Here is a 12,936-nt window from a genome sequence, read left to right as displayed (position 1 = left end):
GTATTTCCTGCCCTTACAACCTTCTACTGAGTTAATATCCCATCAATGGTTGCCTGTGCTTTTGCCGCCGCATCTTCAGGTGTACTCGCACCAGTCATAACTTCATTAAATGCCAAGGAAATCGCATCTGATACATCCGGCCACTCAGGCATAGGTCCTCTCGCATGTGCATAATTCATCTCCTCTACAAATGCTTCATATACTTCATCTCCTTTGAATTGCTTTTCTGCAATCTTAGAGTCGGAAGAAATATATCCCATAGCGTTCATCATATATAAGCAGTTTTCTTCTTCTGTAGCAAATTTCAGGAAATCGACCGCTGCAGCCTCATTGCCTCCGGCGATAACAGCATAGTTCTCTCCTCCAAGTCCTGAGGCTTGCTGCACATCCATCGGTATGGGCGCCACACCCCAATTTAAGTCAGGTACCTCTGTTCTCATCGTCTCTACCTGCCATGTTCCGTTAATCATCATTGCAAGGTTACCGGAGATAAATTGATTCATCGTATCTCCCTGTGTCCAGTTAATCGCTTCTTTTGTCATAGCACCTTCTTCTACCATTTTCTGAACAGCAGTCAAAGCCTTAATACCTTGCGGAGAATTTATCTCATACGAAGTTGCTCCCGTTGACCACACCCATGTAAGGAAATTGAAGGTTCCCTCTTCATTCTGTAAGCTACAGTGTGCAAAACCTGATACATTATCTTTACTGCAAGCCTTTGCCGTGTCCAGAAGTTCATCCCATGTGGTCGGAACCTCACGATTCGCCGCACTAAGCATATCTTCATTGTAATAAAGGAGTAAACAGTTGCTTCCGAACGGAACTCCATATAATCTTTCATCCAATGTACAGGAATTGACCGGTCCGTCATAATAAGTACTAACATCGAACTTATCGGTGATATCCGCAAAGATTCCCATTGCCGCATAGGACGCATGGTCTGGATTATCCAAAAGAACGATATCGGGAAGTACATCTGCAGATGCTCCTATGGATAACTGCTTTTTAAAATCTGCAAAAGGAACATATTTCGCTTCTACCGTTACCGCATCCTGAGAATTATTATATTCCTCGATTAAATGATTCAACGCTTTCTGGTGAGAGATGTTCTCCCAATAATACCAAATCGTTACATTGCCTGACGCTTCCCCTTGCGCTTGCTCTTGCACATCCTGTTCCTGAACTGTTTCTGTAGTCTCTACTGACGTTTCTTTTCCGGTTTCCTGTGCCGGTGCGGAACCACAACCAGCCAAAAGTACCGTTGTCATCACCGTCGTCATAATTGTTGCTAATACCTTCTTCATAATTTCACCTTTCCTCCTACCTCATATGAGGTTATTCACTTGTTTCGGTAACTTCATTATAAACAGGCATCTGCATTGCCGAAACTCAACAAAACTTTAAAAGGAGGACTTTCCTAAGATTATTTATTTATGTGTTCTTCTGTACTCAGCCGGAAGCAGCCCTGTACATTCCTTAAATACCTTACTGAAATATTTCGCATCGGAGTATCCTACCCTCTCCGCCACTTCTGTAAGCTTCATCTGGCTGCTTATCAGAACTGCCTTGGCCTTCGCAATACGATAATCTCTCGCATAAGTGCTGAACTTCACACCCTTTTCCTTATGGAATAGCATACCTAAGTATTCCGGTGTCAAATTTAACCTGGCAGCGATTTCTTCCAATGTAATTCCCTGTTGATAATATTCCAGAAACATACTCTCTGCCTTTTTTACGTTTAAACCGATATTGCTGTCTCGTCCCTGAATATCGCTGCGAAGATAAGAAAATATCTCCTCCGAAACTTCTTTTAACTCCTCTTTATTGACGGAGCCCATAATTCTCTCCAGAATCTTTTTCTGTTCCAGTTTCTCATGATCCAAAATTCCGATTTCTTTCGACACGTTCATCAGCACCCATAGGAACCTCACATAACTTTCTTTTATTTCCTTCGGCTCATATATGTAATCCCTTCCGAAATATAGGTTGAATCTTCTGATATTTTTGTTTATTCTTTCTTTATCCAACGCACAAATCGAGGCTTTCAAATCATTCTCTATTTCCACCGGATATATGCACACCGCGGTTTGTACCTGTAAAATCTTAGGATATGAAATCATTACCTTATCCCCAAAAGATATATTCCATTCCATGTATTGCTGTAATCTCTGAAAGCTTTCCCTCAAAGCCCCCGCATTAACAGCATTGATCCATCCCAAACCTATATCCGTATTTCCCATGGCAAAAAGCTGCTCAACTACTTCATAACGAAACCATCTTTCCAAAGCATCCGGATTTTGAACACAATAAAATATAATAAGAAGCAATTTTTCCTTGGGCATTTCTAAAATGCAATATTTTGCCTCTCCTCTGCCTAAACAGTCTTCAACAATGCGCCGAATTCTTTTCACCTTATCTTTGTATTGACTTCCAAGGTATATTGATACTTCGCTGAATCCACAGCTTTCTTCAATCCCATATTTACTCTCAAGAAAAGAAGATAACTTTTCATCCAGACTCATGCCTCCGAAAATAAGTCCGAATAATACATGTTCCAGATTTCTCAATATTTCGGGGTTAGACCTTTCCACTTCTTTTAACTGCGCCTCCACATTTTTTACCGCTTGAACAAAATCCATAAAAACAAGAGGCTTTACCAAGTATTCGCTAACCCCGTATCGAATGGCTTGCTGTGCATAACTGAATTCCGAATATGCACTCAATACGATAACCTTGCTCTTCACTTTATTTTCATACATCTTGGAAACCATCTCCAGGCCGTCCATTATCGGCATCTTTACGTCAGTCACAACTAATTCGGGGTTTTTCTCAAGAATCATCTTAAGCCCTTCCTCACCGTTTAACGCCATGCCCACTACCTCATACTCAGGAAACATCTTTCCAAATAATTTATAGATACCTTCCCGAATCCTTATTTCATCTTCCACTATTATCACTTTCATAGGTCAATCTCCATGGAATCAGAATTATAATTTCTGTCCCTTCCTCCAATACACTTCTTATCTCTACATGAACATCTTCTCCGTAATACATGAACAATCTCGTAAAGGCGTTGGCTATACCGATATTTTCACTCTCTTCCATCATATGAAAGGCTCTCTCATTCAACCTTTCTACGAATGCAGGCTCTATCCCATTGCCGTTGTCGCCTATCATAATTTGTAAATATTCTTCTTTCTTTTCCATTCGAATGGTCAAAATATTCTCACCGGTTCTCCGCTCAAACCCATGAATGATAGAATTCTCAATAAATGGTTGCAGCAAAAGCTTATGTATCTTGCAGTCTGCAATCTGCTTATCGATATCTATATTGCAACGAAAAGTGTTTTTCAATCTTGTCTGCTGCAGATAAATATAATTTTTCAGCCAACTGACCTCTTCCCGCACCGTCACCGTGGCATTGCTATTTTTTATAGCATATCTCAATATAGAGGCAAGGGTATTGATCGCATTGCTTATCTCGAATTCATCTTTATCAATTGCCATCCAATTAATAGTATCCAGTGTATTATATAGAAAATGAGGATTAATCTGAGCCTCCAAAGCCGTAATCTCCGCTAAACGCTGACGTTCTCCTGCTTCCTTTTCCTTCTTCAATGCCGCATCCAGCTTTTCCAACATATCATTGAACTGAATGGCAATGAACTCCACCTCAAGGGGCATCTGCTTATCCACTGTCACTCTCGTTTCCAGATTACCCGAACTAACTGTTTCCATAGACCTGACAACTTTTTGTACCGATTCCGCCAATTGTCTCGATAACGGCAGCGTTAGAATTATGACCATTCCAAAACATAGCAGACATGCTGCAATATTAATTCTCTGCTGGTTCGCTATCCCTATCATAGTCTCCTTTTGATTTACTACATTAACAACATCCCATTCCAGACCTTTATTTTCATATACATACAAAGAAGTATATTTATTCGGGAATAGATTTTCGTCATATATGAAATTCAGATAATCTTTCTTTTTTTCCTGAGAGGAGCTTTCACCATCCGTAATCTTTGTCATCAACCGGGTACTATCCGGATATGATATAACATTTCCCTTTTTATCCACGATAAAATTAAAGTTGTTAGAACTCAGTTTGTCTTCATCTTTCGCCAAACAGACCCTTTTTAATAATTCTTCATCTATGCTGATAATAACTACTCCATTGCGTTTCTCCAAATCTTTGTAATCAATAATTCTATGTGAAATATGAAACAGGTAGTAATCCTCGTTCGCAAAGCTTACGGCATATTCTGTGGAAAAAATATGCGTCTTATTATCCGATGATATCTCATCGTACAACTCTTTTTGGCCCATGCTGAAATTATTTATCCACGAGCTTTCATTCGTATATGGGGTTAACTGGTTATAAGTGACAATCTTATTTTCTGATGTAATGATTGTAATCGCACGAATATAATCCTTCGTATTGATAAGCCCGCTTATCATTCTCCTAAGCTGATTTCTCGTCACAGAGTCATCTTCTCCGTTATTGAGTTTATCGATTAACTTTACCACATCATCGTTCGTATAGATTTGATACAGTAAATCTTCATAGGATTCAAGCCATATCTCCAGACTATTACCGGTTTGTTCCAGATTGCCTAGCGTTAGCTCTTCCATATTCTTTTTTAAGGTGTTGGAAGTATTGTAATAAGAATAAACGCTTAAAATAAAAAGCGGAATGACAGACGTCACAAGAAACAAGCATATCAGTTTCGTCTGTAAGCTTGTCTTGTTACCAATTGATTTTTTATCGATTTTCATAAATCTGTCCTTTCATACTGTTTATCGATAACTGTGAAGTTTCTAAACAGTTACGTTTACCGAAACAAGCGAAAAGATGATTTCATGTTGCCGTTCATGGCGAAGCTGTGAATAGCAACGATTTTATTATATCAATATACTGAAATCCGAGCAAGTAGGTTTTTATCAAACTCAAACTGGCCTCGTCAAAAAGTTTTAAAATGGTACTTTCTATAGCTCCATTTTTATGTATAATATGTTTTAACATCATTACATAAAAGACTCTCATAAGGAGGAATCATTAATGAATAAGGAAAGAAGAGAATTAAATCAAGAGCTGACACAAACACTAAAGGGCGGCGTTATTATGGATGTAACAACTCCCGAGCAAGCTAAAATTGCTGAAGCTGCCGGAGCTTGTGCCGTCATGGCTCTGGAAAGAATACCGGCAGATATTCGTGCCGCCGGCGGTGTTTCCCGTATGAGCGATCCCAAAATGATTCAAGGAATCCAACAAGCTGTCACAATTCCTGTTATGGCTAAATGCAGAATAGGACATTTTGTAGAAGCACAGATTCTGGAGGCTATTAAGATAGATTACATCGATGAAAGCGAAGTTCTTTCTCCCGCTGATGATGTATATCATATCGACAAAACTCAATTTAAAGTTCCATTTGTTTGCGGAGCCAAAGATTTAGGAGAAGCATTAAGGAGAATTAATGAGGGTGCAACCATGATCAGAACAAAAGGCGAACCCGGTACCGGTGATATTATACAGGCGGTACGCCATATGCGCAAAATGAATAGACAAATCGCAGACATCATCTCAAAGCGATTTGATGAGCTATATGAAGCCGCAAAGGAATTGCAAGTTCCTTATGACTTAATTCTAGATGTATACAATAATAAAAGACTTCCTGTCGTGAACTTTGCCGCAGGAGGAGTGGCAATACCGGCGGATGCTGCCTTAATGATGCAATTAGGTGCAGAAGGCGTATTTGTAGGCTCAGGAATATTTAAATCCGGGAACCCGCAAAGAAGAGCGGAAGCAATTGTAAAAGCTGTTAAAAATTATAACGATTGGGATGAGATCGCACGATTATCGGAAGATTTAGGGGAAGCTATGATCGGTATAAACGAAAGTGAAATAGAATTACTTATGGCTGAAAGAGGAAAATAAAGGAGAAAAATCATGAGAAATGAAAAAGTTCAGAAAATTGTATTTATAGGGCTGATAGCCGCTTTATCTTATGTTGTATTCACATTTTTACAAATTAAAATTACCTTGCCCGGCGGGGATGCTACTTCCATACATCTGGGCAATGCCGTATGTGTTCTCGGCGCCTTGCTTCTTGGCGGCGTATATGGCGGTCTCGGCGGAGCCCTCGGCATGACCATCGGAGACTTGCTCGATCCCATCTATGTAGTTTATGCCCCTAAGACCTTTATTCTAAAGCTCGGCATCGGTATCATCACAGGAATCATCGCCCATAAATTAGGTCATGTTTCTACAGAAACCGAGTCGAAAAAAGTTTTCAAATGGACGCTGCTTGCAGCCATAGGCGGTTTGCTCTTCAATGTGATCTTCGATCCCCTTGTAGGTTATTATTACAAACTGCTCATTCTCGGAAAGCCTGCTGCGGACATCACACTGGCATGGAACATCGCCGCGACCTCTATTAACGCTGTGACCTCCACTATCCTATCGGTATCCGTATATATGGCACTTCGTCCGGCATTGAAGAAATCCGGGATGTTCTTTACCATAGGAGCGAAAAAGAAATAGAAGACGAACTAAAAAAGGTGCTTCACCTTCACGGTGCAGCACCTTTTTTATTAATCTTCTTCGGGAATGATGATGGCGGCAATCAGGTATACCAAAAGCCCCGTTCCGAAGCTGGCTATACTGAAAATTAACCATAGAAGTCTTACGACCGTGGGATCCATTCCCAGATATTGGCCGATTCCACCGCATACTCCGCATATCATCTTATTGCTCCGATTTGTCCTTTTTAATTTCTTATAATTATCTTCCATGCTCATGATTTCCTTTCTTTTTTGTTGTTTTTATTATTGTAAAAATGATATTTCTATATTTCCCATAGCACATTCCACAGAGCATTTTGCTGTTGCATTGTTATTGATATGGGTTTTTTTAGATAAAGTACTATAGGAATTTTTTCCTATCGCAATCGTTCCGACTTCACTTTTCACTTCATAATTATAGTCTGTTTCTGAGCCTGCAAGTTCAAGTTCCACAGAGCCCATAGCACATTCCACATCTATTTCTTTCGTTACACTTCCTGCTGCATAAACATAACCGAGTCCGGTCTCAATATCCAACTCCTCCGTATCCACTTCCTGGAGCGTTACTTTTCCGGCTCCAACATCCACTGAGAGATTACGGCTTATTACTTTGTCTGCCTCCAGAAGTCCGGCCCCCACACTTATTTCTACCTCATCCGCATTCAGCTCTCCTACTTCTATCAGTCCGGCTCCCAGCTCTATCGATATCTCTTCGAATGTCATACCTGCTGGTATATAGAGATAAACTTTTTCGTTGTTTCGAACGATATTTTTCTGGTTTCCTTTCAAATATAACACTCCGCTAGACTCATAATATTGATATTTACCGACTCCATCTTTTACCATCTCGAAATTTCCGCTCTTCGATTCCTCGATATAAAGGGCTGCAGCTCCAATAGAAATCTCGAGCTTATCAACATTCTCTTTATTAACAGAGCCTCCTGCCTGTTTCCTGTCGCTATCCGATACATTCCTCGTGTTATAGCCGTCATCGTTATCATCAAAATCATCATCGTAGAAATTATCAAAGTCGTCAAAATAATCCCTGCCGTAAGCATAGGATACTCTATCCAGAACCTTCCACCACGCGTCGTTCCGGCTTGTTTCCTGCGCCTGCCTCCAACCGCCGGAAGCCGCTCCTATCACAAATATGACACCGCCGAACAAAATCAGAATAAGCGATGTAAAGAGGCATACTTTCGTGAATTTCTTCATGCTTTTTCTCCTTTCCCGTGAAATATTTTACCGATTAAATCTGCCAGTGTTCTTATAACCCATGGAATAGCTGTTCCGCACATCCACACAGTAAGCCAGATAAAGATTAAAGAAAGTCCCCCAATCAAAAGTCCTGCTCCTATGAGGCATATACCCGCTAACGGAATGGAGAACAAACTGCCGATTCCGACTGCGACCAATACAATTGCTGTAATAAACAACGCAAATCCTGTCACCGCTATCCCGAAAAATATCCCTACAATTCCAATAAGGATTCCTGCTCCGGCTCCCAGGACACCGGTTGCAATGGAAATAATTAAAGGTGATGCCAGGATGCATAAAATAATAATCAATACGATCATACCCGTTGATAACGATTTCTTATCGCCCGCCTTTACTACCTCTTGTTTTTCTTCTTGTGTGTAATGGTCCCTGTATCCTGTTTCGGTAAATTCTCCATTGGATGCATTGTCGCTCAGACCTTCTTTAATAACCTTTGCCAACCTTTCCGGAGTGCCGAGGGATTCAAGAACTTCTTCTTCATTCTCAACACCTGCATCATTTAAATAATCATTATAATATTGCAGCGCTTCTTCTTTTTCACTCTGCGAGATATCGGAGAGAAGCGCTTCCAATTCTTGCATAAATTCCAACCTATTCATATATGATTCCTCCCTCGAACATTCCGCTTATTTTGTGCGAATACTTCTTCCATTCGCTTTTATACAGCGCTAACTGCACCCTGCCTTTCTCCGTCACTTTATAATATCGTCGGTTTCTTCCGGCACATTCCATGTCATACACTTCCAAACATTCGTCCTTTTGCAGCCTTCGCAGAACCGGATATAAAGTGGATTCCGATAGCTCAATTACCTGCCTTACCTCTTGAGTAATCTTATATCCATATGTTCCTTCCGGGTCCTTGGACACAACGGCCAAAACAATCGCATCGAGCAGCGCTGCTCCCGTATTAAATACCATTTGCCTTGCTCCTTTCCTACGTAATTGGTAACTGTTCAGTACCGTTACAGTTGTAACAGTTCAGATACCTTCACTGTTACTCACAGTTACCATAATCGATCAATAGTTCTCTAATGTCATTTATAAATATAATATTATATGGTATATACTATCGTTTCTTAATCCATACTATACACTATATAATATTATGTTGTCAATAAGCATTGTAAATTTTTTTAAGGTAGGCTAAAATATAACTATTCAGTAGGTTTGCTCATTTATGCGTATTAGAGGGAAGTAACAATAACATCAATCGAGATAAGGGAGGGCAAAGCATGAAGAAATATGAACGTGAATCTTTGATTGTAAGTGCAGAACCATATGAATTGAACAAGGGGATGGAAGATGGATTTGAGCTGTATATGAAGATTATTACTAACGGCTGGCTCAGTTCTGAGAATTTGATTCAAATTACCCGTCCGGACGGTACTATCGTATGTCCTTTCATTCAGAACAGGCGGGGAATCATCTTCATTCGTGAAGGCGATTACATTATTACGGAAAATGACAATGAACGCCATGTATGCGGAAAAGACAAGTTCTTCAACCGTTATAAACCGATCGACGAATAAATAAAGCTTTTAAATATGTAAGAATCGCGGGGAGGGTGCGTATGAATCACGCAAAGTCTTATTTTTTAGAATGCTGTGTTGACAGTGTGGAATCAGCCATTATGGCAAAAAAGGGAGGAGCTGACCGCTTAGAGCTTTGTTCCAATCTCATCATCGGCGGTACCACTCCTACCCTTGCTTTGTATGAACAAATACGAGAAACGGTGGATATTCCCATTCATATATTAATACGCCCTCGCTTTGGCGATTTCTTATATAGTAGTCATGAGCTTTCTATCATACAAAAAGAAATCAGTATATTCCGTAGTTCCGGGGCCGATGGCATCGTTATCGGCTGCCTGAAGGAGGACGGTGATCTCGCTGTTGCTGAAATGAAAATGCTGATCGAACATGCCGGTGATATGAGGCTCACCCTCCACCGTGCTTTTGATATGTGTAAAGATCCTTTTAAGACATTGGAAGAGGCTAAAGCACTGGGGATACACAATATACTCACCTCCGGACAAAGTTCTTCCTGTGCAAAAGGCATTGACTTACTTGGACAATTGAGCGAAGAAGCCGGAGATAATATCTCTATCATAGCCGGCGCCGGAGTTAACGAAACTGCGGTACGTACTTTGCTTGCAGAAACTTCCATCTCTTCTTTCCATATGTCGGGGAAGAAAATAGTAGAAAGTCGAATGCAATTCCGCAATCCCCATGTTTCCATGGGTATTCCCGGTATGAGTGAATATGAGATATGGCAAACCGATGCAGAGGAAATTGCTGCGGTCAAGCATCTGCTCAATCAGGCTCAGACCGCCGCTCCATATTGACCATACTAGTATTCTCAATTGCTATATATCTCTTTTTTCATAGATTCTTATGGATAAGATGATTGAGAAAAGGAGTAATAAAATACTTCCCACTAAAATAATAACTCCTTGCATAGGCCCCTCCAGCGCATCTTTTATCAGCATAAGACGGGGGTCTTTTTCTACCTTCCATACTCCGTTTATAATCCCTGTTACGAATGTTGCCCCGCCTATGATAAGCGCTATCGATAACAGGTACCACATCCTGCCCTTTTCCACCCCATACTTAAACATAATGGGTAAATTAGTTCCTACAAGGAAGCAGGAAACGGCAATCATGGAAATCACCATAGATAGAATTTCTGCAGATTGAATCTCTTGCCCCTTGGCAATCTGAGCCAGTACAGTGAGCATAATATATATCACAATAATAATACCGCCCCCAATAATTCCGAACACATATTTACTTATCACAATGTCCCTTCTGGAATAGGGCAGCATCGCTTCATAGCTCACCCACTTACTCCTCTCATCGAGCCCCAGGGCTGTTATCGGAAGTATAGAGACAAATAGTACAGCGAATACAATCCAGAATGAATTATTGACAAACACGCCCATGACAACGTAAACGACAACTAACAATAGAAATATCTTCGCCTGCTGCCAAATCAAATACAAGTCTTTTATGAGTAATCCTTTCATGATTCATCCCTTCCCTTCACCATAAATAAAATAATATCTTCCATCGTTGCTTTTTCCACATAAGTTCCCTTTGGCATTCTACTGCGTTCTACAAGTGCATCGATTCCATACGCCGTTTCCCTCTTGCCTTTTATTGCAGTTTTATCCAGCACCTCCAGTGCTGACTTTTTGCAGTGAATCATTCCATACCTTTCCAGAATCCTATCTTTTTCCTCACAAAACACCATCTTCCCTTTGTGTAGAAAAGCAATATAGTCGCATAACTTTTCCAGATCGCTGACAATATGTGAAGAAATCAAGATAGAATGATCCTCTTTCCTTGTAAACTCAAAGAAAATAGTAAGAATCTCATCTCGGGCAATCGGATCCAGCCCGCTTGTTGCCTCATCCAAAATCAAGAGTTTGGCGTGATGCGACATCGCTACTGCTATTGCCAGCTTCATTTTCATTCCCTTGGAATAATTTTTAAAAGCCTTCTTCTCGGGAAGGTCGAACTTCTCGATATATTGCCTATAGATCTGTTCATCCCAATTTTGATAACTCATCTTCATAACAGTATTCATCTGCTTCACTGTAAAAGTATCCGGAAATCCCGTTTCATCCAGCACAATTCCGATATCCTCTTTCGTCAGCTTAAAATCACTTCTATTATCCTTACCAAGAACTATAATTTCTCCGCTATCGCGCTTTATAGCATTCATAATAAGCTTAATCGTAGTGCTTTTCCCCGCCCCGTTTTCACCAATCAGCCCCATAATGCAACCGGAGGGCAGTGTCAGGCTTATATTATCCAGCTTAAACCCCTCATATTCTTTCGTCAAGTTTGTTATTTCCAGTGCGTTCATGCTTATGCTTACCTCCTCTTGTCCTCTTGTTTTTCTTTGCCTTGCTGCCTATTCTCATGAAATAGCAGAAGCATCCTCGCCAGATCTTCACCTGTTAATTGAGATACTGCTGCCAATTCAGAAATCTTCTGCATATGTTCCTTTATCTCTTTCAAATTCTCTTCTTTGATAAACTCAATATCCGTCTTTGCGACAAAGCATCCTTTTCCGGCTATTGTATATATAAAACCGTCTTTCTCCAATTCATCATAAGCACGTTTCGTCGTAATGACACTGATACGCAAATCCTTTGCAAGGGAACGGATGGAAGGAAGCGCCTCTCCTTCTTTTATTACACCTGCAATAATATGATTCTTAATCTGTGTATATATTTGCTCATAAATTGGCTGGGTGCTTACGCTGCTTATTAAAATATCCAGTCCTTTCACCTCATTTCACCTTTTTTGTATTCAATCCATATTTCACCGTTCATACTGTATATATTCAGTATATACAGTTGATTTCTATATGTCAATACTACTCTTATTAATCAAATAAACAAAAAGTAATTTATAATATCTTATAGGTTCACTTGATCCCATTCCCACATTTAAATATATAAATGCTCAAAAGTGGTGAAAGAAACATCCAAATAAGCTATAATAAAAGTTAGAAAATACTTCAATAGGTGACAATTTGAAAGGGATGATATGAAATGCAACTCGTTCGAGGTAACTACTCGGTGCAGTTTTAAAATCTGATAACAGATTGTATCGAGGATTTTTATAATATTATGTTATCAGGTAACTGCACTGCATCGTTGAAGCAATATAAAAATACGAAAAGGAGTAGTTATTGATGAGTAAAGAAGATTTATTAAGAACTTGGTTAGAAGAAGAAAAAGCTGCACACATACACGGCTGGGATTTCTCGCATATCCGAGGCAGATATGAAGAAGAAAATGATTTACCGTGGGACTATTACAAAATAATTATGCAATACTTATCCCCTAATAAAAGATTATTGGATATCGATACAGGAGGGGCAGAATTTTTATTACTGATTAAGTTGGTGCAGAAAATGACAGGGAATTGGTTAAATTACTTCTCCCTGAAATTTTGGAGTTTCCATTTCCAAACCAATATCTGTCAATAACAAAGAAGACATTGGAGCAAAATGGATGCATAGAAGGTAGAATTCATAGATTCTTGCTTGTGGCAAAGAAGAAACGATAGATTTAAA

General features: G+C 39.9%; 15 protein-coding genes. 5 read left to right on the top strand and 10 right to left on the bottom strand.

The window, feature by feature from the left end; translation table 11 throughout:
• Nucleotides 1–23: 23 nt before the first annotated feature.
• The 3 genes from RBB56_RS13775 to RBB56_RS13765 all read right to left on the bottom strand — a co-directional run bounded on the left by RBB56_RS13775 (nt 24) and on the right by RBB56_RS13765 (nt 4,782).
• Nucleotides 24–1,304, bottom strand: a complete 1,281-nt coding sequence (locus RBB56_RS13775) for a sugar ABC transporter substrate-binding protein (RefSeq protein WP_306719546.1) — start codon at nt 1,302–1,304, stop codon at nt 24–26.
• Nucleotides 1,305–1,427: 123 nt separating this feature from the next.
• A complete protein-coding gene (locus RBB56_RS13770; RefSeq protein WP_306719545.1) occupies nt 1,428–2,963 on the bottom strand; it encodes a response regulator in 1,536 nt (511 codons plus the stop codon).
• On the bottom strand, nt 2,938–4,782 hold the full coding sequence (locus RBB56_RS13765) for a cache domain-containing sensor histidine kinase (RefSeq protein WP_306719544.1): 1,845 nt from the start codon (nt 4,780–4,782) through the stop codon (nt 2,938–2,940). Before RBB56_RS13765 ends, RBB56_RS13770 begins: the two co-directional genes overlap by 26 nt.
• Nucleotides 4,783–5,065: 283 nt before the next feature.
• On the opposite strand from RBB56_RS13765, the gene pdxS reads away from it, so the two are divergent.
• Together pdxS and RBB56_RS13755 are read left to right on the top strand one after the other, a co-directional pair.
• Complete coding sequence (pdxS, locus tag RBB56_RS13760) at nt 5,066–5,941, top strand: pyridoxal 5'-phosphate synthase lyase subunit PdxS (protein WP_306719543.1); 876 nt, start codon at nt 5,066–5,068, stop codon at nt 5,939–5,941.
• Between the two features lie 12 nt (nt 5,942–5,953).
• The gene (locus RBB56_RS13755; protein WP_306719542.1) at nt 5,954–6,547 is read left to right on the top strand and encodes an ECF transporter S component; all 594 of its coding nucleotides are present in this window, start codon (nt 5,954–5,956) and stop codon (nt 6,545–6,547) included.
• 50 nt (nt 6,548–6,597) lie between these two features.
• Here the strand turns inward: RBB56_RS13755 and RBB56_RS13750 are convergent, their stop codons facing one another.
• From RBB56_RS13750 to RBB56_RS13735, 4 genes are read right to left on the bottom strand one after another with little or no spacing between them, the layout of a single operon-like run.
• Nucleotides 6,598–6,798, bottom strand: coding sequence for a PspC domain-containing protein (locus RBB56_RS13750; RefSeq protein ID WP_306719541.1), 201 nt, complete (start codon nt 6,796–6,798; stop codon nt 6,598–6,600).
• A 33-nt stretch (nt 6,799–6,831) separates the two neighbouring features.
• On the bottom strand, nt 6,832–7,782 hold the full coding sequence (locus RBB56_RS13745; RefSeq protein WP_306719540.1) for a DUF4097 family beta strand repeat-containing protein: 951 nt from the start codon (nt 7,780–7,782) through the stop codon (nt 6,832–6,834).
• Nucleotides 7,779–8,444, bottom strand: coding sequence for a DUF1700 domain-containing protein (locus tag RBB56_RS13740; protein WP_306719539.1), 666 nt, complete (start codon nt 8,442–8,444; stop codon nt 7,779–7,781). The genes RBB56_RS13745 and RBB56_RS13740 overlap by 4 nt, the downstream gene beginning before the upstream one ends.
• Nucleotides 8,437–8,763: a PadR family transcriptional regulator gene (locus RBB56_RS13735; RefSeq protein ID WP_306719538.1), complete on the bottom strand. Its 327-nt coding sequence runs from the start codon at nt 8,761–8,763 to the stop codon at nt 8,437–8,439. Before RBB56_RS13735 ends, RBB56_RS13740 begins: the two co-directional genes overlap by 8 nt.
• Nucleotides 8,764–9,077: 314 nt before the next feature.
• Here RBB56_RS13735 and RBB56_RS13730 point away from each other — a divergent pair, with 314 nt between their 5' ends.
• Both RBB56_RS13730 and RBB56_RS13725 read left to right on the top strand, forming a co-directional pair.
• Complete coding sequence (locus RBB56_RS13730) at nt 9,078–9,374, top strand: hypothetical protein (protein WP_306719537.1); 297 nt, start codon at nt 9,078–9,080, stop codon at nt 9,372–9,374.
• 41 nt (nt 9,375–9,415) lie between these two features.
• Entirely contained in the window at nt 9,416–10,189 is a 774-nt protein-coding gene (locus tag RBB56_RS13725) for a copper homeostasis protein CutC (RefSeq protein ID WP_306719536.1), read from the top strand.
• A gap of 21 nt (nt 10,190–10,210) precedes the next feature.
• Here RBB56_RS13725 and RBB56_RS13720 read toward each other — a convergent pair whose 3' ends face one another.
• Genes RBB56_RS13720 through RBB56_RS13710 form a run of 3 tightly spaced genes read right to left on the bottom strand, consistent with a single transcriptional unit; the run spans nt 10,211 to nt 12,134 of the window.
• A complete protein-coding gene (locus RBB56_RS13720; RefSeq protein ID WP_306719535.1) occupies nt 10,211–10,870 on the bottom strand; it encodes an ABC-2 transporter permease in 660 nt (219 codons plus the stop codon).
• A complete protein-coding gene (locus RBB56_RS13715; protein ID WP_306719534.1) occupies nt 10,867–11,715 on the bottom strand; it encodes an ABC transporter ATP-binding protein in 849 nt (282 codons plus the stop codon). Before RBB56_RS13715 ends, RBB56_RS13720 begins: the two co-directional genes overlap by 4 nt.
• An 8-nt stretch (nt 11,716–11,723) precedes the next feature.
• Nucleotides 11,724–12,134, bottom strand: a complete 411-nt coding sequence (locus RBB56_RS13710; RefSeq protein WP_306722158.1) for a GntR family transcriptional regulator — start codon at nt 12,132–12,134, stop codon at nt 11,724–11,726.
• A 418-nt stretch (nt 12,135–12,552) separates the two neighbouring features.
• Between RBB56_RS13710 and RBB56_RS13705 the strand changes: the two genes are divergently transcribed.
• Complete coding sequence (locus RBB56_RS13705; protein WP_306719533.1) at nt 12,553–12,849, top strand: hypothetical protein; 297 nt, start codon at nt 12,553–12,555, stop codon at nt 12,847–12,849.
• Nucleotides 12,850–12,936 lie beyond the last annotated feature (87 nt).

It is taken from the genome of Kineothrix sp. MB12-C1 (assembly GCF_030863805.1).
Classification (GTDB): domain Bacteria; phylum Bacillota; class Clostridia; order Lachnospirales; family Lachnospiraceae; genus Kineothrix.
This window is presented reverse-complemented; position numbering and strand designations above follow the sequence as displayed.

Excerpts from the sequence above, each read along its gene's own strand:
- RBB56_RS13730 (WP_306719537.1), top strand. The coding sequence starts at position 9,078 with ATGAAGAAATATGAACGTGAATCTTTGATTGTAAGTGCAGAACCATAT.
- RBB56_RS13745 (WP_306719540.1), bottom strand. The coding sequence starts at position 7,782 with ATGAAGAAATTCACGAAAGTATGCCTCTTTACATCGCTTATTCTGATT.
- pdxS (WP_306719543.1), top strand. The coding sequence starts at position 5,066 with ATGAATAAGGAAAGAAGAGAATTAAATCAAGAGCTGACACAAACACTA.
- RBB56_RS13775 (WP_306719546.1), bottom strand. The coding sequence starts at position 1,304 with ATGAAGAAGGTATTAGCAACAATTATGACGACGGTGATGACAACGGTA.
- RBB56_RS13740 (WP_306719539.1), bottom strand. The coding sequence starts at position 8,444 with ATGAATAGGTTGGAATTTATGCAAGAATTGGAAGCGCTTCTCTCCGAT.
- RBB56_RS13705 (WP_306719533.1), top strand. The coding sequence starts at position 12,553 with ATGAGTAAAGAAGATTTATTAAGAACTTGGTTAGAAGAAGAAAAAGCT.
- RBB56_RS13720 (WP_306719535.1), bottom strand. The coding sequence starts at position 10,870 with ATGAAAGGATTACTCATAAAAGACTTGTATTTGATTTGGCAGCAGGCG.
- RBB56_RS13735 (WP_306719538.1), bottom strand. The coding sequence starts at position 8,763 with ATGGTATTTAATACGGGAGCAGCGCTGCTCGATGCGATTGTTTTGGCC.
- RBB56_RS13770 (WP_306719545.1), bottom strand. The coding sequence starts at position 2,963 with ATGAAAGTGATAATAGTGGAAGATGAAATAAGGATTCGGGAAGGTATC.
- RBB56_RS13715 (WP_306719534.1), bottom strand. The coding sequence starts at position 11,715 with ATGAACGCACTGGAAATAACAAACTTGACGAAAGAATATGAGGGGTTT.
- RBB56_RS13765 (WP_306719544.1), bottom strand. The coding sequence starts at position 4,782 with ATGAAAATCGATAAAAAATCAATTGGTAACAAGACAAGCTTACAGACG.
- RBB56_RS13725 (WP_306719536.1), top strand. The coding sequence starts at position 9,416 with ATGAATCACGCAAAGTCTTATTTTTTAGAATGCTGTGTTGACAGTGTG.
- RBB56_RS13755 (WP_306719542.1), top strand. The coding sequence starts at position 5,954 with ATGAGAAATGAAAAAGTTCAGAAAATTGTATTTATAGGGCTGATAGCC.
- RBB56_RS13750 (WP_306719541.1), bottom strand. The coding sequence starts at position 6,798 with ATGGAAGATAATTATAAGAAATTAAAAAGGACAAATCGGAGCAATAAG.